Genomic DNA, 23,410 nt, shown 5'->3' with positions numbered 1-23,410 from the left:
TAGCCAGCACAAATGAAAGAGTGTACACTAACAGGATCGCCTTAAGTGTTAGAAATTGGTATCGGAGTCAATGGCAAAGGTAATTACACTATTAAAATTGTTACCCAGATTTCATCAGATCCTGTTGAGTATCTTGGTAGTGATCACTTTAGCAGTACTGCTTATGCCCACCGACAATGCTCAAGCATCTCGTGCTACTAACCATTCACTTTCAGGCACAGTATCTCTTGCGGATTCAGGCTCAAATTCAAACAGCACCGAAAACGCCAATGTCTATCCGGTGCCTCTCGCCTTTAGAAAACCCCTTGCCCCCAGCTCAGAAGCCATAGCACAAAGTGTTAATGCCCCTAGCGGACAAACATTGTCTCACAGCACTATCGACACCGTAGCAACACCGGCAGAGCCCGTTGAGATCAGCAAGCAGTTTACCGTTCGAAAAGGAGACACCCTAGCGGCACTCTTTAAGCGCGCAGGGCTTAGCGCCCGTGACGTGTATGAAATTACTCAATTACCCAAAGCCAAAAAGAACTTACTTAAAATCCTTCCCGGCGAAGAAATAGAGATAGTGAAAACCCAAGCTGGAGAATTAAGTAAAGTTCGCTACCACCTTAACCCTATCTCAACCTTAGAGATCAACAAACAAGACTCAGGTTACAGCGAGCAAGTGGTCGATAAACAAGTAGAAAGTCGCACTAAATTTGCCAATGCGACTATCAGCAGTAATTTCTGGAATGCCGGCGTCAATGCGGGGTTAACCCCAAATCAAATCATGCAGTTGGCCACTATATTCGGCTGGGATATCGATTTCGCGTTGGATATCAGGCAAGGGGATAATTTCGCCATTCTGTTCGAAGAAGAATACGCCGATGGTCAATTCCTGCAAAACGGTAATATTCTTGCCGCCGAGTTTGTTAACCAAGGCGATAAATATACTGCTGTGCGTTACACCGACGGTAACTACTACTCTGCCGAAGGGCGCAGCATGCGTAAGGCCTTTTTACGCTCACCGGTCGACTTTAAATATGTCAGCTCTAGCTTTAATCCTCGTCGATTACATCCGGTAACAGGTCAGGTTAAAGCCCACCGCGGCGTCGATTATGTGGCTGCGGTTGGCACGCCGATTAAGGCGGCGGGTAAAGGCAGAGTGATTAAGTCTAGCTATAACCAGTACAATGGTAATTATGTGTTTATTAAGCACAATGAAACCTATACCACTAAATATCTGCACCTGAAAAAACGCAACGTAAAGCAGGGACAGACGGTGAAACAGGGACAGATCATCGGCACCTTAGGCTCCACTGGCCGAGTCACCGGCGCCCATCTGCACTACGAGTTTATTGTTAACGGCGTCCACCGTAATCCACGTACGGTGAAATTACCGCAATCACTTCCTATCGCTCAAAAAGAGAAGACTCAGTTCCTCGCTCTTAGCCAGCAATTAATGGCTAAACTGGAACAGAACAAACAGGTTCAGCTTGCCGCTCAATAGGACTCAATAATGACCCAGCAATACTATATCGGCCTCATGTCTGGCACCAGCATGGATGGCGTTGACGCCGTGCTTGTGGATTTCAGTGACAGCAAAGTCACGCTAGTAGAAACTCACACCGTCGAACTTCCCAGCCACCTGTTAAGCGGATTACAACGTCTTTGTCAGTCTGGCAGCGATGAAATTAACCGTATGGGAACCTTAGACAGAGGTGTAGCTAAGCTGTTTGCTCAAGCCGTTAATGAGCTAGTTGCTAAGGCAAACATTGATAAGCAGCAGATCATTGCTATTGGTAGCCACGGCCAAACCATACGCCACATGCCCAATCTAGAGATGGGCTTTACCTTACAAATTGGCGATCCCAATACCATTGCGGCACTGACAGGCATAGATGTTGTTGCCGATTTTAGACGTAAAGATATCGCCTTAGGCGGCCAAGGCGCACCGCTAGTTCCGGCATTCCACCAGCAGCGATTTGCTAAAGTGGGCAGCAAGCGGATGATCTTAAATATCGGTGGGATCTCGAACATCACCTATCTTCCCGGCGATGCCAGCCAAGTGGTCGGTTTTGATAATGGCCCAGGCAATACCTTAATCGACTCTTGGATCAAACAGATCAAAGGCGAGTCTTTTGACGATAATGGCCAGTGGGCCGCAAGCGGTAACACTGATGAAAAGCTACTTGGTCATATGTTGTCGCATTCTTATTTCTCATTAAGCGCGCCCAAAAGCACAGGCCGAGAGCTGTTTAACCAAGCTTGGCTCGAGCAGCAAACTGCCGACTTTGGCTATCTGGATGAAGCCGATATTCAGTCGACGTTACTGGACTTAACCTGCCACAGCATTGCCAATGATTGCTTAAAGCTGACCGACAATGCCGAGCTGTATGTCTGTGGTGGCGGCGCTTTCAACGGTGAGCTATTACGACGCCTTGCTGTGCTACTGCCTAATTACAGAGTCACCACTTCAGCCGATTTAGGTATCGACCCCAAATGGGTAGAAGCCATCGCTTTTGCCTGGCTAGCCAAGCGCCATAAACGTGGCTTATCGGGTAACCTTCCTGCGGTAACCGGTGCCAGTCGTGAAGCTGTTTTAGGTGGACTATTTCCCGCAGCGTGATAGTCATCATCAGCTAAAAACCTATGACAAGGCGACATCGTCTTGTCATACCTTGCGTTTAAACTCTTCCTTGTTATTGAAAACATGAAAATTTCGCTGTCTATTTGCGTATTTAGCGCTAAAGTAGAAGTGATGTTTATTCAAACAGTTCTGTCACAATACTCAGTAATACAAGGAAAGGTTATATGAATATGACGCAAAAAATGACCGCCGAGTTTTTAGGTACACTCTGGTTGGTATTAGGCGGCTGTGGTAGTGCGGTACTTGCTGCGGCATTTCCCGATGTAGGGATTGGCTTACTTGGTGTCTCCTTGGCTTTCGGTTTAACCGTGTTAACCATGGCCTATGCAGTGGGACACATTTCTGGTTGCCACCTCAACCCTGCCGTCTCTTTTGGTCTGTGGGCTGGCGGACGTTTTCCTGCCAATGAACTACTACCTTATATTATCGCTCAGGTCGCAGGAGGCATTACCGGTGCAGGGATTTTATATCTTATCGCGTCAGGTAACGCCGACTTTAGCCTCGCCGATGGGTTAGCTTCTAATGGTTATGGTCAGCACTCTCCCGGCGGCTATACGTTAACGGCAGCCTTGGTCTGTGAAGTGGTGATGACGCTGTTTTTCTTGTTGATCATCTTAGGGGCAACCGATGAACGCGCACCTCAAGGTTTCGCCCCTATCGCCATCGGCCTAGGGTTAACCTTGATTCACCTAATCAGTATTCCGGTGACAAATACGTCAGTAAATCCAGCTCGTAGTACTGGTCCTGCGCTGTTTGTCGGTGACTGGGCAGTGTCACAACTATGGCTATTCTGGGTTGCTCCGATTGCCGGCGCCATTATTGCGGGTGTGATTTACAAGTTCTTTAAACCGCAACAGTAGCGTAAATCCTCTTGATGCAAATAAACGCCAACCTAGCAACAGGTTGGCGTTTTGTTATTTTATCCGCTGAAAATTTTTTATACTCAGAGTCAACAGGTGTTATTATGACGCCCAATCGGCTAAGCCATTTAATAAAGAGTACACCATGACCAAAAGCGCAAAAGATGCCAGCAATATGACTCCTGAAGCCCGTTACGATTATTTAGTCGAGCAGGCAAAGGCTGAAAAGACTTTGTGGACACTTCAAGATAGTGATGGCTGCGTTATGCTGACCACAGACGAAGAAGATTGCATTCCTATGTGGCCATGCGAACAAACGGCAAAAATGTGGGCTGTCGACGACTGGGCCGATTGTGTCCCATTAGCTATCCCGCTAAACGAGTGGTTAGAGCGCTGGGTATTGGGCATGCAAGATGACGATCTATTTGTGGCAGTTTTCCCAGTTGAAGATGACTTAGGTGTCGTGATACCACCTTATGAGCTTGAACAGCGTCTGACACCAAAGCAACGTCATTAATGTGAGTGTTGAATAACCTGAGTTAGGGAGAGATGTCGTTGCAACCTTCGATACCCTCGGCTGATAAGGCCAATACACAACAACGAACCAAGTTACCTAAACGCTTAATAGCATTAATGTTATTTTTAAGCATCGCGTCTATCAGTGGCTTAATGGCCAACCAAGGCGTGCTGCTTTGTGTTTTAACCTTGTTGATGGTGATTGCAGTATTAGGGCGCCAACGTGCGGGGTTGTACTTGTTGCGGGGCTATACCATAGCGCAACTGGGGCTGATCAGCTTATTACCGGTTATTTTGTATGACCCAGATAATTTAGTGGCGGGCCCTTCCAGCTATCACTTGGGTCAATGGCAAGCCAAAATCCCAGACTCCTTAGTTTTTGCAGTACTGATTATTATCGCTATGGTGCAAGTGTGGATAGCATTTACCGCTAAGGTGAGTGCCTACTGCGATACTAAAAATAACATGAATATCATGCGTTAATCTGGATCAATGCTCCATTACGCCCTGATTAGCTATTCTTAGTCACTGGGGATAATTCAGTTAAGAGGAGAACCTCTTAACTGAATGGTGTTATGCAGATGCTAACTTTTTATAGATATGTTTTGCTTCAATCTTTGAACAAAGAATTAAACAGAGAAGCTGGCACCACAGCCACAAGTCGTAGTGGCATTCGGGTTCTTCACAAAGAAACGAGACCCTTCTAATCCTGAGGTATAGTCCACCTCGCCGCCTACAAGGTATTGTAAGCTCATTGGGTCAACGACTAGCTGAACCCCTTGTTTCTCAACAGTGAAGTCACCCTCATTCACCTTCTCATCGAAAGTAAAGCCGTACTGAAAGCCTGAGCAGCCACCACCGGTAACGTATACACGCAGTTTTAGCGCGTCATTTTGCTCTTCATCCAACAAGGTTTTTACCTTTGAAGCTGCCGCGTCGGTAAAACGGATTGGCATTGTATCTTCAGCTTGTTCAGTCATTACTACCTCTTACATCGGTTTGCTGAGCGGAATTATCCGATACCTGACCATTTTGTTCAAGTAATAGTCGAGGTTCTGGTGAAATCGTTTCATTGTTGTTATTCGTATTGTCATCACTCGCGTCATTTTGAGCATCACTGCTGCTAGGCACATCAGAAGTTGTATTAAACAGTTCCTGCGCGCTAAAGCTCTGTTCGACGCTAGCCCCTTTATTCCAACGGCTAGAAGGCACTGTGACTTTCACCTCAATACGTGACAGTTCAAAATCGGCGGGTAGAATAAGCTCAGTCTCTAATACTTGGAAATAACGAAAACTAAACTCTAATTTATCTTCGACCAAAGAAGCTAAGGTCAATTGGCTTACCTTACCTTGCTGCAGGCCAACGAAAGTCAATTCGGCATGCCCTTTTAACGCCTGCTTGCGTTTTTGCAGCTGAGTGAGGATTAACTTAATTCGATATTGGTTGCTTAGCAGACTCGGCGTCATCTCTAAGCCATGAATGGCCACGCCATCGGCTTGATACTCAGGTGCCATAACGCTGCGATAAAAAGCGAGTTCGCGCTCAAGCTCTTTCTGCTTTTGGTGCTGAACCGCAAACATTTGCTGCATATTATTGTTAGCTTCACGTTCAACCGATAACTCAAGATTACGCGCGGCTAACACTTCGGCTTGAGCCGTTAATGCCTTGCTGAGTTCGACTTCTCGCTTCGACCCTGTCTCTTGATACAGAGGATATTGAGATGACCATAGATCCCAAGTCAGTACGCCAATTAAAAAGGCGACAATGCTCAATGACAACAGATAAACACTCGATGGGCGAATTTTTCGCTCAATCACTTGCATGCGATCGACCCAGCGATGATAATTTAGCATTAACTATTAGCCTCTTATAAAAAATTCGACACTCACGCTATCACGTACAACTCAGGTTTGCCCGGAAGGTTACTTTGCAGCTAACAATAAATAGTGTCATTAAGCAATGCCAGAAATACCTCAATACCGACCTAAAAGATAAGCTGTCGCAGGCCAAAATCAGCGTACAACTTTGCGGGCTGGCGTTAACCTTTGCCTTGGTCGCTTCCGTAGTGATTATACTATTCCGTCTGTTGCTGCACTGGTTGAACGCATTAACGCAAACACAAGAGTGGGATTTTACTGGTAACTTTGGTGACTGGCGAGTGCTAATGCCACTTTTCGGGGCATTGTTAATCTGGTTAGTGGCCATTCTGGGATCTAAACGCTACAAACGTATGGGGATTGCCTATGTGATGCATCGCATGAAGCTGCATTACGGCAAAATTCCTCTGCAATCGGCACCGGGACAGTTTTTTCAGGCTTTATTTGCTCTCGCCACCAACTTCTCGGTAGGAAGAGAAGGCCCTGCGATTCATTTAGGGGCTGTCAGCGCTAGCTTCATCGCCGAAAAATTTAAACTACCTGATAATAGCGTGCGCATCATGTGCGCCAGTGGTATTGCCGCAGGAATTGCCGCAACCTTTAACGCTCCGCTTGCGGCGGTGATTTTCGTATTTGAAGTGGTACTGCGGGAATACAAGGTACATTACTTCTTTCCCATTATGCTCTCGGCCATTTGTGGTGCTTTTACCAGCCGATTGGTGTTTGGTAATGTGCATGAATATGAGCAGATAGGAATTATCCATATTCCCTTATCTCAATATCCTATTCTGGCCTTGAGTGGTTTAATTCTGGGGTGTCTGGCGGCGTTATTTAACCATACTTTGCTGCAAGTCACCGCTAGAGGCCAACAATGGCCGTTAATCTACCGTTTATTATTAGCGGGAGTGATCACCACTATCGTAGGGTTACTGATCCCACAAGCGCTGGGTAGCGGTGATATGGCGATTAACCATGCTATTAGCGAACATCCGAGTTTGCTGCTGTTGTTTGGCCTATTAATTGGCAAGATGGTGGCCACTATCGCGGCCATTGGTCTGGGTATCCCCGGAGGGATTATCGGTCCTTTGTTTGGCATCGGGGCGGTCATTGGCGCCATTTTAGCGGCGATTAGCGCCTTCTTGTTTCCGGCGATCGCGCCTTATGTTGGTTTGTATACCATTATGGGAATGACTGCCATGATGGGCGTTTGCCTTAGCGCTCCATTAGCGGCGTTAGTGGCATTATTAGAACTGACCAATAACGCCTCGATCATTTTACCCTCGATGTTCGTCACTATTCCGGCATTCCTCATTGCGCACCAAGCCTTTAATACTAAATCACTATTCTACCGGCAGCTGGATATCATGGGGCTAGATTATAAAATTTCATCCCTGCAACTTGGACTACAAAAACTAGGCGTGCGTGCGATCATGGACAGACGCTTTGTTATCGTTAAAGACAATAATGAACTGCTGCTAGAGGTGCTTAAACGCGCCGAAGGACGTTCGGTGTTGGTGCAAAATAGCCTAGGCGAAATGGAGATGTTGCAGCTCGAACTGCAGTCGACTGCAGATGCCAGCACCCTCACTCGTCATCCAATTCAAGGTTTACCCGATACCAGTACCCTACTGGAAGTGTATGAGATTTTATCTAAAGATCGCCGCGGAGAAGTATTCATCTATCAAGATAGTATCGAGAAGGTTATCGGCGTGATTAGCTGGACCATGCTGTATAAAGAGATCACTTCCGGACAGATTTAACCGATTTCTCTAGCACGTTTTTTCTTGAAAACGCAGTGAGAGCCAGTACACAAATACTCGCTAAATTAGTGCTACAACGATTCCACTAGGGTAGGAGAACTGATATAGTATCGCCTCAGCCACCCTACGATAACTTTAGGGCCAAATGACCTTGCTCACTGAGGTTATAGAAGCCCAACAAACTGGAAATAAAGGCTGATGACTCAGTTTCAAGGTTCACACATCCTCTCGGTAAACCAGCTTAATCTCGAAGCTATACAAGATATTTTTGCTGTTGCCACCCGCATGACCCCATACGCCCTAAGACAGAAACGCACTACAGTATTAGACGGCGCCATTTTAGGTAATCTGTTTTTTGAACCCAGTACCCGTACTCGGATCAGCTTTGGTTGTGCCTTTAGCCTGCTAGGCGGTAAGGTCAATGAAACTGTGGGCATGGAAACATCTTCGCTATCTAAAGGCGAGTCACTCTATGACACCGCCCGCGTGCTATCGAGTTATTCTGACGTTATCGCGATGCGCCACCCACAAGCTTTTTCAGTTAAAGAGTTTGCCGAAGGCAGTCGTGTTCCTGTGATTAACGGTGGTGACGGCTCTAACGAGCACCCAACTCAGGCACTGCTTGATCTGTTCACCATCCAAAAAGAATTAGCTTCACGTGGCCAAGATATTAGCGGCATGCATATCGCTATGGTAGGTGACTTGAAGTATGGCCGTACGGTACATTCGTTATCGCGCTTGTTATGTATGTATAAGGACGTGACTTTTACCCTTATCTCCCCTACTGAGTTAGCAATGCCCGACTATGTGATCGATGACATTGAAAATGCTGGGCATAAGATCACAATAACAGACCAACTTGAAGGCAATTTAGTTCAGGCTGATATACTCTACCTGACGCGTATTCAAGAAGAGCGTTTTCCATCGCAGGAAGAGGCAAATAAATACCGTGGTAAGTTCCGCTTAAACCACAATATTTATACAAAAAATTGTAAATCAAACACTGTGATCATGCATCCGCTGCCACGGGACTCTAGAGAACAAGCAAACGAGTTAGACAATGACTTAAACAGTCATCCTAATTTAGCCATCTTTAGACAGGCAGATAACGGACTCTTAATTCGCATGGCACTGTTTGCACTGACATTGGGTGTTGATTCACTACTTGAACAACATGAATGTCCAGTTAATTGGTATTCACAAAAAGCCAGCATCTAAGCTGGCAATTGACGTTAAGGATCTCGCATGACCCGTTCTGAAACCCTATTTGAGCAGGCTAAAAAAACTATCCCTGGTGGTGTTAACTCTCCAGTTCGCGCCTTCAATGGTGTCGGTGGCTCACCACGCTTTATCGAAAAAGCGGACGGTGCTTATATCTATGATGCCGATGGTAAAGCCTATATCGATTACGTCGGCTCTTGGGGGCCAATGATTTTGGGTCATAACCACCCTAAAATCCGTGCCGCTGTATTAGCAGCGGTAGAGAACGGCTTGTCATTTGGTGCGCCAACAGAGCTTGAAGTTCAAATGGCTGAGAAAGTGATCGAAATGGTGCCATCTATGGAGCAAGTCCGTATGGTGAGCTCTGGTACCGAAGCGACCATGAGTGCCATTCGTTTGGCTCGTGGTTTCACTAATCGTGACAAGATCCTGAAGTTTGAAGGTTGTTACCACGGCCATGCTGACTGCTTGTTAGTTAAAGCAGGTTCTGGCGCATTAACACTTGGTCAACCAAGTTCTCCAGGTATTCCTGAAGATTTCGCAAAGCACACCTTAACTGCTGTGTATAACGAACTTGAGTCGGTGAAAACCATCTTCGAACAGTACCCAGAAGAGATCGCCTGTATCATCCTTGAGCCTGTTGCAGGCAACATGAACTGTATTCCTCCAATCCCTGGTTTCTTAGAAGGTCTTCGTGCCCTTTGTGACCAATACGGTGCGCTGCTGATCATCGACGAAGTCATGACAGGTTTCCGCGTATCGAAGAGCGGTGCTCAAGGTCATTATGGCATCACGCCAGACTTGACGACCTTAGGTAAAGTGATTGGTGGTGGTATGCCTGTGGGTGCATTCGGTGGTCGTAAAGACGTGATGCAATTTATCGCGCCAACGGGACCTGTTTACCAAGCCGGTACACTGTCAGGTAACCCTATAGCAATGTCTGCGGGTTTAGCTCAGATGGACGCCCTTTGTGAAGAAGGCCTATACGAAGAACTCGCGGCGAAAACGAAACGTATCGCCGAAGGCTTTAAAGCTGCTGCGAACAAGCACGGTATTCCACTTAGCATCAACTATGTAGGTGGCATGTTCGGTTTCTTCTTTACTGAGTTAGAGCAAGTCACCCGTTTCGACCAAGTGACTCAGTGTGATGCCGAAGCATTCCGCGCCTTCTATCACGGCATGTTGGACGAAGGCGTTTACCTAGCACCAAGTTCTTATGAAGCCGGTTTCCTTTCTATGGCTCATGGCGAGAAAGAACTTGAAGCCACATTAGCCGCTGCCGATCGCGTATTTGCCTCAATGGTTGGATAACTCTTAGCTTGGCTAGCACATAAAAAGGACGCATCGAGCGTCCTTTTTTATTTTCAGAAACTGTCTTCTACAATCCACTGACGTCATATAACCAAAGACCTTCCCAAGGATAGTCATAAAAACTGGTATAAATCGATTTATCAAAATGAAATATGATAAATAATTTATAATTGGTATAAATCTCTAAGCAAACCTGTAAATCCGCATTAATCTAGTGATATTGACCACGGATAAAACCTTTGGCAAAAGATAACCCTGAATCACAAGCTTCAATAGCGCGCCAGCTCTCACTTTCGTCAAAATTCAGATCTAGATAACACTTGCCTATTTAACCATCCTATGGTCAGATCCTCGCGTACCATACCAACCTTAACTAAACCTTGATAGAACTCACATCATTCTAAAGCCATTTAGATGCAGATGTTAGTCGGCTGTAGGAACCAATGTATGCTCGACATTTTCCTGATATCTCTTGCTGTACTTGCGCTACTAAGCATTGTTTTTGAAGAAGTTACTCATCTAAATAAAGCTAAAACCACACTGTTTTTCGGCTGTATTGCCTGGGTGACTTTGTTCGTTGCAGCTGAAGATCCACAACATCAGAAATTGATCGCCGGTGAGTTAAATGAAAACTTACTTGAAATTGCGACCCTGTGGCTATTCCTCATGTCGACCATGACCTTTGTGGCTTATCTCAACGCCAAAGGAATGATCCAGGTTGTGGTACAAAAACTCTTCCCACAAAAAGTCTCGGTAAGAATATTGATGATTCAGGTTGCCCTGTTTTCTCTATTCCTCTCCGCTATTTGTGATAACGTCACCGCAACGCTAGTTTCTCTGGGACTACTGACGACCTTTCAACTCGAAAGTCAGATGAAACGCCGCATGGCTGTGCTTATCATCTTCGCAGTGAACTCAGGCGGCGTGGCATTGATCACCGGGGATGTCACCACCTTGATGATCTTCCTTGAAGGCCACGTACATATTTCTCAGCTGTTAATCTTATTTATCCCAGCGGCAATCAGCGTCACCCTGCTGGCGACGCTATTTTCACTGAAAGCCGAAGGCCATGTCAGCACCACGCCGATTAAACGCCAATACAATTCGGTTGACGTCCTTATTGCAGTGATATTTCTCATCACGATTGTCATGACCATGGTGCTGAATATCTTCTTCGGAATTCCTCCGGTATTGACCTTCTTATCGGGTCTATCGATCATGTTTTTAGTGGGCACCACTTCGCGCAGTAACAAGGAAGAGTTACAAATCCTTGAATATATCCGTCAAGTTGAGTTCGATACTCTGCTCTTCTTCCTCGGTATTTTATTACTTGTGGGCATGCTTAAAGAGATTGGCACCCTGCACCTTCTTACAGAGGTTTACACCAAGTTTGATCCCCATGTGTCTAACTTCGTCACAGGTATTGGTTCAGCGATCCTCGATAACGTGCCGCTAACCGCAGCGCTGCTTAAAGCTGATCCCGTGTTAACGACGCCAGAATGGCTCGGTTTAACTTATTCAGTGGGTGTGGGTGGTTCACTGTTAGTTATCGGTAGTGCAGCGGGTATTATCGCTATGAGCAAGGTGAAGGAGCTGACTTTTGTCTCTTACCTAAAATATGTACCGGCTCTGCTTCTGTGCTACTCGGTGGGATATGGCTTAACCCTATTCTTAGCAATTGAGATATTTAGCTAACCGGCTTAACGAGCCCTTAAAAATAAAGGCGATGAAATAATTCATCGCCTTTATTATTGGTCTTGTCCCTTCCTGAAATACATTGACATAGAGAGGACTTCTTTATGACAACAAACGCAGCCTAGATAGCCGGTACTTTAAATTGAGTCCCTGATACTTCGAGCACCACATCCCTAGGTCTTATCTCGATAATTTTCAGTTTACCACCAATGCTATCGCCTTCTTGTAGCTCAGCGCCATCAACATTGAGCCAGCGGTTATTCGCATTACTCGAGTAAACATGGGCCATGATATTAAATTCTGGTACCTGTAACTGCACTCCAGCCGGCAACTGACCATAGGAGGGAATATCATCGGCTTTGGTCTCAGGAATAGGATCTAACTCAGGCTCAGTAACCGGTTTTGCAATGGCATTTTGTTTCTCAACCTCAGCTAACGCTGCCTGAAATGCCGCCACTAAATTATCTGATGGCTCAGTCAGTTGTGTGGATTGAGCTTGTTCTGCTTGTCTAGCTTCAACTGGAGCGCCTTGTTCTAACCCTACTTCGTTAGCAGCTTCATCGACCTGAGCTTGCAGTGAGTTAAGTAAATCTTGTCCCCGTTGATTACTATTGGCTCCCAAGATAATGGGCTCTGAATCAAGCTCTTCAGCAGCAGTCGCCATTGCGATGGTATTTGAACCTTTAGCTAAATTCATCTGAGCCGCTTGCGGTTGAACGCTTGGCTGGTAATAGCTTGTAGTCACAGGACGCTCAACCGCCACAGGTAAAGCCACTTTTCCAGCCAATTTCACCGATGCATTGGGGTTATCGACTTGCGCAGCAGAGACAGTTGTGGAAGCTAATTGGGTTGCTGATGGCTTTTGATTCTGTCTTTCAAGCTCAGGCTGAGCAGCCGTTTGTGAGATGGGCTGCGTTGACGAACTATTATCGCTATTTTTGCCTAACGGGCTCACAGGGCTGAGCAACCAAGCAATCAACACCATCAATGCTATTAACCCCAATAGCAGGGCTAACTTCACACCTAAATGCAGCCCTTGATTCATCTGTTGGTACTGAGCTCTTGGGGTGATCACCGGGTCAATCATTTGATCTTGCTGCTTAGCCCGAGTCACCGCATCGAGTAATATCGACATTAAGAGCGCCCTCCGCTCTCTAGCAAGCGTGGGCCTTGGTCACTCAAATACAAGTTTAACTGGACCAACGTTTGATGACCTGCAATCGCGTCCGCTCGTAATCCATGCTGGCGCTGGAAGCTTTTCAACTCTTGCTCCAATTGATCATCAAATGAACTGACTAATCGAGGCGATTTTTTCTGAATATGTGCCAGAGCATTTTCTAACCACTGTATTTGCGAAACTGGCGCACTACGACCAATCTCCTTGGGTTGATAATCGGGTGTCTGCCACAGCAACTCAAACGTGCCAGCAAAGTGGCGATTGAACCACTCTCTATCGACCCATAGCTGTTGCTCTGACAACTGCATTAATAATTGGTCGCCTTGTCGAGAAACAACAGTGCCATAGAAAGCTTGTTGATTTTCATCCTGTAAATAGACAACCGCCGGATAGTTTAACCTGACTAGCGAGTTCCAGTTTCCCTGCTGCTGGAAGCAATCTAACCCTTGCTGCTGCGCCGATTGGCAAACTGTCATGCCAACATAAGGAACCTTGCCCCACACGCCCAAGATGGCAGCATAAGCGCTGTCAATATTGCGACTTTGAGCGATAGCGTTACGTAACACTTGCTGGCTGGACGACAAGGTTTCAGGCTGTTTTTGCGCTTCTATCGGCTGTGCCATCTGCGGTTCAGCTCGCGCTTGTTGTATTACCGAGGGTGACTCTTGTTCCTGAGGCGTCAAAACCGAAGTTTGGTTAAACAGATACCAAGCGCCGACAAAGGTGACACTGGCAGCGACAACCGCAATACTTGGCCACCATAGATTGGAGCTAGGTTTAATCTCTTCACCAAACACCTCGGCCGCAGCAGTACGAACCATATTGGCATCAATCGGCACTTTAGACTGAGCATAGCCGGCCATTAGCGCACGCTCACATAACAGGTTTATCAGACGAGGAATACCACCACTGTATTTATGCAGTGCCTTAATCGCACCACGATGAAATAGAGGCTCATGACGACCAGCTACTTGCAGTCGATGTTGCACATAGAGTGCGATTTCCGCTTCGGTTAAAGGCAACAGATGATAACGAGCAGTGATCCGCTGGGCTAACTGACGCAGTTCCTGGCGTTTTAACAACTGTTGCAACTCAGGCTGACCAATTAAAATCACCTGCAATAGCTTCTTGGTGTCGGTCTCAAGATTGGTTAATAATCGCAGCTGTTCTAACACTTCAGCGCGCAGGTGCTGCGCCTCATCGATAATCAAAACCGTATTACGGCCCTTATTATGATTAGCGAGCAAGAATTGACTGAGCTGATCGGTCAGCTGTTTTAGGGTTGGTGACTCACCATAGTGAATATCTAACTCATCACATAGGGTTGCGAGTAGCTCTAACTCAGTAAGCGATGGATTAAGAATAAATGCCGTATCGGTATTCTCAGGAAGCTGATTCAGCAAGCTGCGAGAAACTGTGGTTTTTCCGGTACCCACTTCCCCCGTCAGCAGCACAAAGCCACCGGTTTCACCTAATCCATAGGTTAAATGCGCCAATGCCTCACGATGTCTATCGCTAAGAAAAAGATAATGCGGATTCGGAGCAATCGAAAATGGGTTATCGTTAAGTCCATAAAACGCTTTGTACATGCCAACTTGAGTCCCAAGAGATAAATAACGATTCAAATTAATCCTTGAGGCTAACATTGTCAAAACTTCCCCCTAAATACTTGCTCAGCATCGTGGCAGAAACGATACGAATAATCCGCTTAGCCATGATAAGCTAGTGTTAGTTAAGGCGTTCATTGATAAACGAGACAATACAGTGAAGATCTATTTAGTGGGCGGCGCCGTCCGAGACCAATTATTGCAGATACCGATTAAAGATCGCGATTATATGGTGGTCGGAGCCACGCCAGAGCTGATGTTTAATCTAGGATACAGCCAAGTTGGTAAAGACTTCCCGGTATTTCTGCACCCAAAAACGGGGCAAGAGTACGCCCTCGCCCGCACCGAACGTAAAACCGCTCAAGGCTACCAAGGCTTCAGCTGCTATGCCGCCCCCGATGTTACCGTGGAGGATGATCTTCTCAGGCGTGATCTCACTATCAATGCTATTGCACAAGATGAAGATGGTAGCTTAATAGACCCTTATGGCGGTCAACAAGATATTGAAAATCGTCTCTTACGCCATGTCTCCGATGCCTTTATTGAAGATCCATTAAGGGTACTTCGAGTCGCACGCTTCGCTGCGCGTTTTCATCACCTCGGCTTTAGTGTGGCGCCTGAAACGCTGGCATTAATGCAACGGATCGCCGCCAGTGGAGAACTCGATACACTGACTCCTGAGCGAGTATTTATCGAGCTCGATAAGGCCCTATCAACAAAATCGCCGCAGATTTTTTTCGAAGTACTTAGGCAGAGCAACAGCCTACACAGTTTATTTCCTGAGATTGAAGCTTTATTCGGGGTACCACAACCAGAAAAATGGCACCCTGAAGTCGATACCGGCATCCATACCTTAATGGTGGTCGAGCAAGCTGCCTTGTTGTCTGATGATAATGCCGTGCGATTTGCCGCCTTAGTTCATGATTTAGGTAAAGCCCTGTCACCGAAACAGTATTGGCCAAAGCATCATGGACATGGACAAAAAGGGCTCGTTCTGATCAAAGCATTATGTGAGCGGCTACGAGTACCAAACGAATACCGAGACTTGGCACTACTGGTGAGCGATCAACATCAGAATATTCACCAAGCCTTCGAGCTCAAACCGCAAACCTTAATCAAACTATTTGATAAAGCCGATTTATGGCGCAAGCCACATCGACTTTCACAGCTTTTACTTGCCTGTGAGGCAGACATGAAAGGCAGAACCGGGTTTGAGCAATCTGAATATCCACAGGCAGATTATCTACGACAAGCATTTCAACTCGTCAGCAGTGTCGCCACTAAGCCCATTGTCGAAGCAGGATTCAAAGGAGCCGAGATAAAGGCTGAATTAATGCGTCAACGTATTGAAATACTGTCAAATTACAGACAGTTAGCCCATTAAAGTTTACCAAATATCGTCAAATGTGAAATTTTAGTGATATATAGACAAAAAAATCAGCAAAAAGCGCAGAGAAACTTGCTTTTAGCCATTCTTAAGATATTGTATAAAGACCCGTTTGTGAAAATTCATAGCAAAATAAAATAGCTATGACATAATTAACAACGTTGCAGTTGTGATCAGCTGCTCCATTCAAACCAACTATTTAAAGGGACTGCCCCATGAACAAAAAAGTACTGATGATTGCTGGTATAGCTATGACAGCCCTTCTTGGTGGTTGTGCAAACAACACTGAGATGGAAGAAAGCGTTGCTAACCTAAGCAACAAAGTTGATCAGTTATCTGCTGAAGTAAGCTCTCTTAAATCAGAGCAAGGTGCACTAGCTGCTGACGTTAAAGACGCAAAAGCTGCAGCTATGGATGCACAAGCTGAAGCTAAGCGTGCAAATGACCGTATCGACAACGTTGCTTCTTCTTACAAGAAGTAAATAGTACCCGTTAATTTTTTAATAAATTAGCTTAAAAGGCTTGGGGTTTACCAAGCCTTTTTTATATCCCCACTTTAATAAAATAACCTTAACATCTGCCAATCTCTTGCCACCCTTACCTTAAAAAATCCACTCCAAATAATCCGATTCAAAAAGTCTTGCTAAACATTACCTATTCTTGCTCACAGGCTAATACGTTTGTCGATTAACCATAACAAACACATTATGTGATACCCGATAACCTAGTGTTGATTGTTATGCCAAAAACAAAAAAGCGCCCATCTAGGACGCTTTATTGAGACACAGCTGTAATAAGCTTTTTATTCGCCAGAGGCGATAAACTCATGGGGAACTAATTCGTCTTGATTGAGTACCATAGGAATACCATTTTGAGTTAGCAGCGCATCATTCGCTTTGGTATTATCCACGCCGTCTTGGCTGATAAACTTCACTACTTTAGTACTCAGGCTAATCACCTTGTCGCTTGAGTCTAATTCAGAGTCCGACAACGGGGAATGGACTTCGATAATCTGACGTCCGTCTGGCTCAGATGAGAACTTAACCGTTTGGTTAATGATTCGAACTGGATCACCATATTTACTCTGATTAAACAACCACTCGATATCATCTGGATTTAAACGAATACAACCTGCACTCACCCGCATACCAATACCAAAATCTTTATTGGTTCCATGGATTAAATAACTGCCATCACCATAGGATAACTGCATCGCATACTTGCCAAGAGGGTTGTCAGGACCGGCGAGAACGACTCTAGGTAATTCTTCTCCTTTCTCACGTAAATGCTCCGCACGAAGGCTTGCTGGCGGCGTCCAACTAGGATTGGGAATACGCGCCTTAATTTTAGTTACCATCTCTGGAGTCGCACGACCAACACGACCTATGCCGACAGGAAATACGTGCACTTCATGGCCATTTTTAGGGAAGTAGTAAAGCCGTAACTCTGCCAAATTAATCACTATGCCTTTACGAGGAACATCAGGCAGTAACATCTGAGTTGGGATGGTTAATTTAGTGCCAGGTGTAGGCAGAAATGGATCGACACCAGGATTGGTCGCCATCAGCTCAAGAATGCCAATATTGTAACGATCGGCGATAGTCTTAAAGTAATCACCTTTTTGCACTTCATGAATCTGTAACTCACCAATTAAACGCCCACCATTAGCGGGTAAAGAATACACATTGGCTAACAGCTGCAACGGAGACAGGCATAAGATGAACAACAGCAATTTACGCATCATCACTAATCACTTCCACACTCAACATAATTTAAAGGCCAAAGAGTAACCCGAGCCATTTCTATTTTCTAGTATTCAATTATAAGCTAAATCTAGATGCCTTTGTCATTACAGGCTTTTTCTCGCCGATGCTAAGGTAAAAATCAACTTCAAGTTGACTAAAGTCCCCCGCTAGCATCTGCTTCTTAATCTTATCACTCGCCCGCCACGCAAACGGTGTCATCTCCAATAACGTTAGCGCATCTTCGGCGCTGATATCCAAGGTAAAACTCAGACGCTGCTGAGACAATAAGGTTAACGACTTGTCTAAGGTTAACTCTAGCTTCTTCTCTGTCAGCTCAGGATACAGAAATTGCTTTATTTGCCACAAATGGCGAGAAGCCGGAGAGACCTGGACAAACAAACCACCGGGTTTTAACACTCTGAGTAGTTCTTTTCCTTTAAGTGGTTTATCAATCAGAGTAACGAGGTCAAAACTATCATTCGCGAAAGGAAGCTGCTTTAACTGACTGACAATATAGGTGGCATCTGCATAACTTTTTGCCGCTGCAAACAACGCATTTTCAGCTTCGCTGATCCCAGTTTGAGTCAGCTCTGGGCTCGCGGCCTGCAAACTTGACGTTAAGCTACGTAGATAAAATCCTTCACCGCAATCAAAGTCTAGATGAGCAATAGCTTGCGAACGCTCGGCCAGCACAGGTTGAAGTTGTTGCAGCAACGCTTCAACCATGGGATTAAATACACCAGATTCAAGTAAAAACCGCTTAGCTCGCATTAACTGGCGCGAATCGATCTGCGGCTTCTTCGCCTGACTAAACAGAAAATACCCCTGCTCATGCTTGTCGATATGATGCTTGTTATCGCAATAAAGCCCCTTTGACGCTTCATGTATAAACATTGGCGCCTGACACACAGGACATAGGTAGTGACTGTTCATGAATATCCTCGTTGCCCAATTCGAGCAAACTGTCGATTAAGCAAATTGGCACTTACAGAAAAAGAACGCCACATAACACGGCACCCAAGGCTAAACGGTAGATAACAAAAGGTGTCATCCCCATGCGGCTAATGATCTTCAAGAAATAATGAATACACAGATAAGCCGAAACAAATGAGATAACGGTTCCTAAGGCTAACGCATGCATATCGATACTTTGGCCGCTCTCGACTAAATCTTTAACCACCAAAATCGCCGCGCCGAGACTAACTGGAACCGACATCAAGAAAGAGAAACGTGCCGCAGCTTCGCGGCTAAGGCCTAACATCAGCGCGGCAGTGATTGTCGCACCTGAACGCGAAGTTCCGGGTATCAGCGCCATCGCCTGCGCCACACCGATAACTAAGGCTTTCTTCCAGCCAACCTGAAATTCAGTAAAACCTTCACGGGTCATTTTATCGGCCCACCATAACAGTAAACCAAACACTATGGTGGTGAAGGCTATCACCTCAATATTACGTAAATGAGTTTCGATAAATCCTTTTGCAGTAAAGCCCACGACGACAGCAGGTATCGTCGCGAGGATGATCCACCACGCCAACTTGCTTTCCTGCGTTTGCTTACGAGTCGCCACACTGCCAGTCCAAGCGGTAAACATCGACCATAATTCATGGCGAAAATAGATCACCACAGCCAACAAACTACCGGTATTTACCGCCACATCGAAAGTTAGTCCTTGGTCTTGCCAATCGAGTAACTGTGCAGGAAGAATAAGATGCGCTGAGCTAGAAATAGGTAAAAATTCAGTGAGGCCTTGGATTAGAGCCAGTACAACGACCTGAAAAGTGTCCATGTAAATCCTTGACTAAAAAAGTTTAAAACGACCAGTTAAATTCGATAGGCCAAAGTTTTTGCTGTGACTTATCATACTCACCCCAAAGGGTTTGGTAATCTTGTTGCTTGATGGGATGTTGCAATTCTGGGGCAATTTCAGCGAGAGGCCATAATACAAATGCGTTTGTGGTGATCTCAGCACGCGGCAATTCCACAGGTTCAGTGACAACCCAATCATCGTACAGTAGCAGGTCGAGATCTAAGGTGCGCGGACTAAACTTTTTGGCTCCCACTTGGCGGCCGTTATCTAGCTCGATACGCTTAAATAAACCAACCACTTGATCAATATCCAATTCAGTATCGGCGGCAACCACCATGTTCAAAAAATTACTGCCATTAAACCCAACTGCTTCACTTTCAAACACCGAAGACAAGGTTAAATTAGAAAAATGGAAATTAATGGCCGCCAGCGCAGAATTAAAATAACGTTCTGCTTCAATATTACTACCAATACTTATATAAATACGTGCCATGAAGTTATAGATGACCTCGTTGAATTTCGACACCGACGGCTTGCGCAGAAGGCACTGCACCAGGCTTCATCACTTTAACTTTCACCCAAGGCACATCGAACTCAGTCATAACACAGGTGGCACACATCTCAGCGATCGTCTCAATGAGGCCAATAGGTTTTTCGGTGATCAACGCCGTTAAGCGATTCGATACCGTTTCATAGCAGAGCGCATATTGATAATCATCACTACTTGCGGCCTGACGATTATCCCAAGCCATTTCGAGATCAATAAGCAAGGTCTGATGAATTTGCTTTTCCCACTCATAAATACCAATGACGGTTTCCACTTTAAGTTGTGAAATTAGCACCTTGTCCATAATGTCTCCCTATAGGCCGTGTTAATGTGGTTCAAAAGAGGTCTAATAAGCTAATATGCGCAAGCTTGATATAATCGCAAAATGGCGAAGATAACTGCGATTTCCCCTTCCGTACAGCGGCAAAGCCAAGTAGGATAAGCTGCTGTAATGGCAATGAAACAGGGGTAGTGAGCACCCATAATAAGATCCCAGCACTCATTACAATTGCTTCATTCACTAATGCAATAAAATACTAGGTTTAAACGACGGCCTCAATGCTAGGTCGCGATAATACCTTAAGAAGGATAAGGAAACCAATTTGAGCTTAACACTGCTGACTCTAGCGATGGTCTTGACTGCCTATTTGGCCGGGTCAATTTCAAGCGCTGTGCTAGTGTGTCGCCTACGTGGATTACCCGATCCTCGCAGCCAAGGCTCTGGTAATCCAGGAGCCACTAACGTGTTGCGCATTGGTGGTGCAAGTTCTGCGGCTATGGTGCTGCTATTTGATATGCTCAAAGGCGCAATTCCCGCCTACGTGGCTTTCCGGTTAGGCGTAGATGCCGTGGCGCTTGGCGTTATCGCTATTGCAGCCTGTTTGGGTCACATATTTCCCATTTTCTTCAAGTTTAAAGGCGGCAAAGGTGTCGCCACCGCCTTTGGTGCCATGGCGCCCATTGGTGCCGATCTATCCTTATCACTTATGGCTACATGGGTAGTACTAGTATTAATCTGCCGCTACTCTTCATTGGCAGCGATAATCACAGCACTGCTTGCACCGCTCTACACTTGGTATTTTGACGAACGCTTCACCTTGCCAGTCGCCATGCTTTCTCTGCTAATCGTTATCAGACACAGAGAAAACATTCACCGACTACGTCGAGGAGAAGAGTCGAAAGTCTCTAGAAAGAAACACGACAAAGGTTGACCACATCACTGTTTCAAAACTGCTCTAGCAACATCATTCTACAGAACGAAATAAGCTTAGACCGCAGGCAACGAATCCAGTGGCCAACGTGGCATACCTTTTACTGCTAAATCTTCTATTTGCCCCGCTTTAAGTCGCTGCATTCCCGCATAGGCAATCATGGCACCATTATCGGTACAGAATTCACCTCGAGGATAATAGACTTGGCCACCGAGGTTTTGCATCATTTCAGCTAAAGAGGCTCTTAAGCGGCTATTTGCACTCACACCGCCAGCAATAACTAAACGATGATAACCCGTTTGCTTTAAGGCTCTTTTACACTTAATCGCTAAGGTGTCCACAACCGCCTCTTCAAAGGCGCGAGCAATGTTAGCGCGAGTCTGCTGGTCATCCGGCTCACTGGCAATGGTATTGGCAGCAAAGGTTTTAAGGCCCGAAAAACTAAAGTCCAAGCCGGGACGGTCAGTCATAGGTCTTGGAAAACGATAGCAATCGGGCTCACCTTGAGCCGCCAATTTAGATAATCTTGGGCCACCAGGATAATCCAGCCCCATCAATTTAGCAGTTTTATCGAAAGCCTCACCGGCGGCATCATCCACCGATTCTCCCAGCACTTCGTAACGACCAATCCCTTCAACAGCCACCATCATTGAGTGACCACCAGAGACAAGCAGGGCTAAAAATGGAAACTCAGGCACATCATCTTCGAGCATTGGCGCCAACAAATGACCTTCCATATGATGCACACCAACAGCCGGTTTCCCCCAAGCAAAAGCAAGTGAACGACCTACGCACGCCCCCACTAATAAGGCTCCAACCAATCCAGGCCCTTTGGTATACGCTATGCCGTCGATATCATCTTGAGTACAGTTAGCGTCTTTCAACGCTTGCTTTATTAAAGGCACGATTTTACGAACATGATCGCGAGACGCCAATTCGGGCACCACTCCGCCATAATCGGCGTGTAATTTTACTTGGCTGTAAAGCGTATGTGATAACAAACCTTGCTCATCATCATAAACGGCAATGCCTGTTTCATCGCAAGATGTCTCTATACCTATAACTCGCATTGGATCCTGTCTACTCAAATAATGTGGCGGCCAATTTTACCTGTTCAATCGAAATTATACCAACCTGTTCAATAGGGTTCTCAGTAAATAGCCGTTAAAACTGCTTCGCTTCGCCTAAAGACCTGACAGTGAACACGCCGATAAAGACGAAAAATGCTAAACTTATCCCTATGTGTCGGAAAAGATCGCTAATAGGATCGCTATAAAGGGGTTTACAAAGGGTAAGCTGTCGGTATAGAATTCCGCACCATTTTTAAATTAACTTGGGTTAAGCAATTAACTCAATACAACCTACACCTAAGGGGTGATGGCGTATGCCAATTATTAAAGTACGTGAAAATGAACCATTTGACGTAGCTTTACGTCGTTTCAAGCGCTCTTGTGAAAAAGCTGGTATCTTAGCCGACGTTCGTGCTCGTGAATTTTACGAGAAGCCAACTACTGCACGTAAGCGCGCTAAAGCCGCTGCAGTTAAGCGTCTTGCTAAGAAGCTTTCTCGTGAAAATGCGCGTCGCGTACGTTTATACTAATCTCTTATGAGCCTAGTTGATCAGCTAAAAGACCAAATGAAAGATGCTATGCGTGCCAAAGATAAGGTACGCTTAGGTACAATTCGTATGGCATTGGCTGCCGTTAAACAGATTGAAGTGGATAACCGCGAAACTCTGACTGACGATCAAGCCATAGCTGTCTTAACCAAAATGGTTAAACAGCGTCGCGATTCGATTGCTCAATATGAAGCAGCCGGACGTGACGAGCTAGCCCAAGCAGAGGCAAGTGAGATTCAAGTTCTTGAAACTTTCCTGCCAAAACCGCTTTCACAAGAAGAGGTCGCTGAGCTAGTCAATGCAACTATCAAACAGGTAGGAGCATCATCCATGGCGGATATGGGCAAAGTAATGGGAGCATTAAAACCTAAGGTACAAGGACGAGCTGACATGGCGGCAATTGGCGCTATGATCAAGGCAAATCTGCAGTAATTTAGTTTC

General features: G+C 45.7%; 24 protein-coding genes. 14 read left to right on the top strand and 10 right to left on the bottom strand.

Annotation, left to right across the window (positions count from 1 at the left end; translation table 11 throughout):
- Positions 1-70: 70 nt before the first annotated feature.
- The 5 genes from L1D21_RS02925 to L1D21_RS02905 all read left to right on the top strand — a co-directional run bounded on the left by L1D21_RS02925 (position 71) and on the right by L1D21_RS02905 (position 4,488).
- The gene (locus L1D21_RS02925) at positions 71-1,489 is read left to right on the top strand and encodes a peptidoglycan DD-metalloendopeptidase family protein (protein ID WP_239843726.1); all 1,419 of its coding nucleotides are present in this window, start codon (positions 71-73) and stop codon (positions 1,487-1,489) included.
- Positions 1,490-1,498: 9 nt separating this feature from the next.
- A complete protein-coding gene (locus tag L1D21_RS02920) occupies positions 1,499-2,608 on the top strand; it encodes an anhydro-N-acetylmuramic acid kinase (protein ID WP_239843725.1) in 1,110 nt (369 codons plus the stop codon).
- A 185-nt stretch (positions 2,609-2,793) separates the two neighbouring features.
- A complete protein-coding gene (gene aqpZ / locus L1D21_RS02915) occupies positions 2,794-3,489 on the top strand; it encodes an aquaporin Z (protein ID WP_239843724.1) in 696 nt (231 codons plus the stop codon).
- Between the two features lie 145 nt (positions 3,490-3,634).
- Positions 3,635-4,006, top strand: coding sequence for a DUF2750 domain-containing protein (locus tag L1D21_RS02910; protein WP_239843723.1), 372 nt, complete (start codon positions 3,635-3,637; stop codon positions 4,004-4,006).
- 32 nt (positions 4,007-4,038) lie between these two features.
- Positions 4,039-4,488, top strand: a complete 450-nt coding sequence (locus L1D21_RS02905; RefSeq protein WP_239843722.1) for a hypothetical protein — start codon at positions 4,039-4,041, stop codon at positions 4,486-4,488.
- Positions 4,489-4,634: 146 nt separating this feature from the next.
- On the opposite strand, the gene erpA is transcribed toward L1D21_RS02905, so the two are convergent.
- Positions 4,635-4,985: an iron-sulfur cluster insertion protein ErpA gene (gene erpA, locus L1D21_RS02900; protein WP_220068873.1), complete on the bottom strand. Its 351-nt coding sequence runs from the start codon at positions 4,983-4,985 to the stop codon at positions 4,635-4,637.
- Positions 4,978-5,859: a DUF6776 family protein gene (locus tag L1D21_RS02895; RefSeq protein WP_239843721.1), complete on the bottom strand. Its 882-nt coding sequence runs from the start codon at positions 5,857-5,859 to the stop codon at positions 4,978-4,980. The genes erpA and L1D21_RS02895 overlap by 8 nt, the downstream gene beginning before the upstream one ends.
- Positions 5,860-5,933: 74 nt before the next feature.
- On the opposite strand from L1D21_RS02895, the gene L1D21_RS02890 reads away from it, so the two are divergent.
- From L1D21_RS02890 to nhaD, 4 genes are all read left to right on the top strand, one after another.
- On the top strand, positions 5,934-7,643 hold the full coding sequence (locus L1D21_RS02890) for a chloride channel protein (RefSeq protein WP_239843720.1): 1,710 nt from the start codon (positions 5,934-5,936) through the stop codon (positions 7,641-7,643).
- A gap of 198 nt (positions 7,644-7,841) precedes the next feature.
- Complete coding sequence (locus L1D21_RS02885) at positions 7,842-8,861, top strand: aspartate carbamoyltransferase (RefSeq protein WP_239843719.1); 1,020 nt, start codon at positions 7,842-7,844, stop codon at positions 8,859-8,861.
- A 27-nt stretch (positions 8,862-8,888) separates the two neighbouring features.
- Positions 8,889-10,175 carry a glutamate-1-semialdehyde 2,1-aminomutase gene (hemL, locus tag L1D21_RS02880; RefSeq protein ID WP_239843718.1) on the top strand — a complete coding sequence of 429 codons (1,287 nt, stop codon included), beginning with the start codon at positions 8,889-8,891 and terminating at the stop codon, positions 10,173-10,175.
- 447 nt (positions 10,176-10,622) lie between these two features.
- Positions 10,623-11,870, top strand: a complete 1,248-nt coding sequence (nhaD, locus tag L1D21_RS02875; protein ID WP_239843717.1) for a sodium:proton antiporter NhaD — start codon at positions 10,623-10,625, stop codon at positions 11,868-11,870.
- A 121-nt stretch (positions 11,871-11,991) separates the two neighbouring features.
- Here nhaD and L1D21_RS02870 read toward each other — a convergent pair whose 3' ends face one another.
- Together L1D21_RS02870 and L1D21_RS02865 are read right to left on the bottom strand one after the other, a co-directional pair.
- Positions 11,992-13,005 carry a general secretion pathway protein GspB gene (locus L1D21_RS02870; protein WP_239843716.1) on the bottom strand — a complete coding sequence of 338 codons (1,014 nt, stop codon included), beginning with the start codon at positions 13,003-13,005 and terminating at the stop codon, positions 11,992-11,994.
- Positions 13,005-14,636: an ExeA family protein gene (locus L1D21_RS02865; RefSeq protein WP_239844177.1), complete on the bottom strand. Its 1,632-nt coding sequence runs from the start codon at positions 14,634-14,636 to the stop codon at positions 13,005-13,007. Before L1D21_RS02865 ends, L1D21_RS02870 begins: the two co-directional genes overlap by 1 nt.
- 175 nt (positions 14,637-14,811) lie before the next feature.
- Between L1D21_RS02865 and L1D21_RS02860 the strand changes: the two genes are divergently transcribed.
- Together L1D21_RS02860 and L1D21_RS02855 are read left to right on the top strand one after the other, a co-directional pair.
- Positions 14,812-16,038 (top strand): multifunctional CCA addition/repair protein, encoded by a 1,227-nt coding sequence (locus L1D21_RS02860; protein ID WP_239843715.1) that lies wholly within the window; start codon positions 14,812-14,814, stop codon positions 16,036-16,038.
- Between the two features lie 218 nt (positions 16,039-16,256).
- On the top strand, positions 16,257-16,523 hold the full coding sequence (locus tag L1D21_RS02855) for an Lpp/OprI family alanine-zipper lipoprotein (protein WP_239843714.1): 267 nt from the start codon (positions 16,257-16,259) through the stop codon (positions 16,521-16,523).
- A 320-nt stretch (positions 16,524-16,843) separates the two neighbouring features.
- Here L1D21_RS02855 and L1D21_RS02850 read toward each other — a convergent pair whose 3' ends face one another.
- The 5 genes from L1D21_RS02850 to folB form a co-directional block, all read right to left on the bottom strand.
- On the bottom strand, positions 16,844-17,785 hold the full coding sequence (locus tag L1D21_RS02850) for a L,D-transpeptidase family protein (protein ID WP_239843713.1): 942 nt from the start codon (positions 17,783-17,785) through the stop codon (positions 16,844-16,846).
- 76 nt (positions 17,786-17,861) lie between these two features.
- Positions 17,862-18,719, bottom strand: a complete 858-nt coding sequence (locus L1D21_RS02845) for a methyltransferase domain-containing protein (RefSeq protein WP_239843712.1) — start codon at positions 18,717-18,719, stop codon at positions 17,862-17,864.
- A gap of 52 nt (positions 18,720-18,771) precedes the next feature.
- Complete coding sequence (locus L1D21_RS02840; protein WP_239843711.1) at positions 18,772-19,572, bottom strand: undecaprenyl-diphosphate phosphatase; 801 nt, start codon at positions 19,570-19,572, stop codon at positions 18,772-18,774.
- Positions 19,573-19,594: 22 nt separating this feature from the next.
- The gene (folK, locus tag L1D21_RS02835) at positions 19,595-20,086 is read right to left on the bottom strand and encodes a 2-amino-4-hydroxy-6-hydroxymethyldihydropteridine diphosphokinase (protein ID WP_239844176.1); all 492 of its coding nucleotides are present in this window, start codon (positions 20,084-20,086) and stop codon (positions 19,595-19,597) included.
- A gap of 4 nt (positions 20,087-20,090) precedes the next feature.
- Complete coding sequence (gene folB, locus L1D21_RS02830; protein WP_239843710.1) at positions 20,091-20,444, bottom strand: dihydroneopterin aldolase; 354 nt, start codon at positions 20,442-20,444, stop codon at positions 20,091-20,093.
- Between the two features lie 298 nt (positions 20,445-20,742).
- Here folB and plsY point away from each other — a divergent pair, with 298 nt between their 5' ends.
- Positions 20,743-21,351, top strand: a complete 609-nt coding sequence (gene plsY, locus L1D21_RS02825) for a glycerol-3-phosphate 1-O-acyltransferase PlsY (RefSeq protein WP_275658882.1) — start codon at positions 20,743-20,745, stop codon at positions 21,349-21,351.
- A gap of 56 nt (positions 21,352-21,407) precedes the next feature.
- On the opposite strand, the gene tsaD is transcribed toward plsY, so the two are convergent.
- Positions 21,408-22,421 (bottom strand): tRNA (adenosine(37)-N6)-threonylcarbamoyltransferase complex transferase subunit TsaD, encoded by a 1,014-nt coding sequence (gene tsaD / locus L1D21_RS02820; RefSeq protein ID WP_239843709.1) that lies wholly within the window; start codon positions 22,419-22,421, stop codon positions 21,408-21,410.
- Positions 22,422-22,735: 314 nt separating this feature from the next.
- Here tsaD and rpsU point away from each other — a divergent pair, with 314 nt between their 5' ends.
- Positions 22,736-22,951: a 30S ribosomal protein S21 gene (rpsU, locus tag L1D21_RS02815; RefSeq protein WP_006080725.1), complete on the top strand. Its 216-nt coding sequence runs from the start codon at positions 22,736-22,738 to the stop codon at positions 22,949-22,951.
- A 6-nt stretch (positions 22,952-22,957) separates the two neighbouring features.
- Positions 22,958-23,401, top strand: coding sequence for a GatB/YqeY domain-containing protein (locus tag L1D21_RS02810; protein WP_239843708.1), 444 nt, complete (start codon positions 22,958-22,960; stop codon positions 23,399-23,401).
- Positions 23,402-23,410: the final 9 nt, after the last annotated feature.

This window comes from Shewanella sp. Isolate11, assembly GCF_022398315.1.
Taxonomy (GTDB): domain Bacteria; phylum Pseudomonadota; class Gammaproteobacteria; order Enterobacterales; family Shewanellaceae; genus Shewanella.
The sequence above is the reverse complement of the archived record's forward strand: the minus strand, read 5'-3'. Positions and strand labels throughout refer to the sequence as shown.

Coding starts and splice junctions, on each gene's coding strand:
- L1D21_RS02925 (WP_239843726.1), top strand. CDS start 71: ATGGCAAAGGTAATTACACTATTAAAATTGTTACCCAGATTTCATCAG.
- L1D21_RS02920 (WP_239843725.1), top strand. CDS start 1,499: ATGACCCAGCAATACTATATCGGCCTCATGTCTGGCACCAGCATGGAT.
- aqpZ (WP_239843724.1), top strand. CDS start 2,794: ATGAATATGACGCAAAAAATGACCGCCGAGTTTTTAGGTACACTCTGG.
- L1D21_RS02910 (WP_239843723.1), top strand. CDS start 3,635: ATGACCAAAAGCGCAAAAGATGCCAGCAATATGACTCCTGAAGCCCGT.
- L1D21_RS02905 (WP_239843722.1), top strand. CDS start 4,039: ATGTCGTTGCAACCTTCGATACCCTCGGCTGATAAGGCCAATACACAA.
- erpA (WP_220068873.1), bottom strand. CDS start 4,985: ATGACTGAACAAGCTGAAGATACAATGCCAATCCGTTTTACCGACGCG.
- L1D21_RS02895 (WP_239843721.1), bottom strand. CDS start 5,859: ATGCTAAATTATCATCGCTGGGTCGATCGCATGCAAGTGATTGAGCGA.
- L1D21_RS02885 (WP_239843719.1), top strand. CDS start 7,842: ATGACTCAGTTTCAAGGTTCACACATCCTCTCGGTAAACCAGCTTAAT.
- hemL (WP_239843718.1), top strand. CDS start 8,889: ATGACCCGTTCTGAAACCCTATTTGAGCAGGCTAAAAAAACTATCCCT.
- nhaD (WP_239843717.1), top strand. CDS start 10,623: ATGCTCGACATTTTCCTGATATCTCTTGCTGTACTTGCGCTACTAAGC.
- L1D21_RS02870 (WP_239843716.1), bottom strand. CDS start 13,005: ATGTCGATATTACTCGATGCGGTGACTCGGGCTAAGCAGCAAGATCAA.
- L1D21_RS02865 (WP_239844177.1), bottom strand. CDS start 14,636: ATGTACAAAGCGTTTTATGGACTTAACGATAACCCATTTTCGATTGCT.
- L1D21_RS02855 (WP_239843714.1), top strand. CDS start 16,257: ATGAACAAAAAAGTACTGATGATTGCTGGTATAGCTATGACAGCCCTT.
- L1D21_RS02850 (WP_239843713.1), bottom strand. CDS start 17,785: ATGATGCGTAAATTGCTGTTGTTCATCTTATGCCTGTCTCCGTTGCAG.
- L1D21_RS02845 (WP_239843712.1), bottom strand. CDS start 18,719: ATGAACAGTCACTACCTATGTCCTGTGTGTCAGGCGCCAATGTTTATA.
- L1D21_RS02840 (WP_239843711.1), bottom strand. CDS start 19,572: ATGGACACTTTTCAGGTCGTTGTACTGGCTCTAATCCAAGGCCTCACT.
- folK (WP_239844176.1), bottom strand. CDS start 20,086: ATGGCACGTATTTATATAAGTATTGGTAGTAATATTGAAGCAGAACGT.
- folB (WP_239843710.1), bottom strand. CDS start 20,444: ATGGACAAGGTGCTAATTTCACAACTTAAAGTGGAAACCGTCATTGGT.
- tsaD (WP_239843709.1), bottom strand. CDS start 22,421: ATGCGAGTTATAGGTATAGAGACATCTTGCGATGAAACAGGCATTGCC.
- rpsU (WP_006080725.1), top strand. CDS start 22,736: ATGCCAATTATTAAAGTACGTGAAAATGAACCATTTGACGTAGCTTTA.
- L1D21_RS02810 (WP_239843708.1), top strand. CDS start 22,958: ATGAGCCTAGTTGATCAGCTAAAAGACCAAATGAAAGATGCTATGCGT.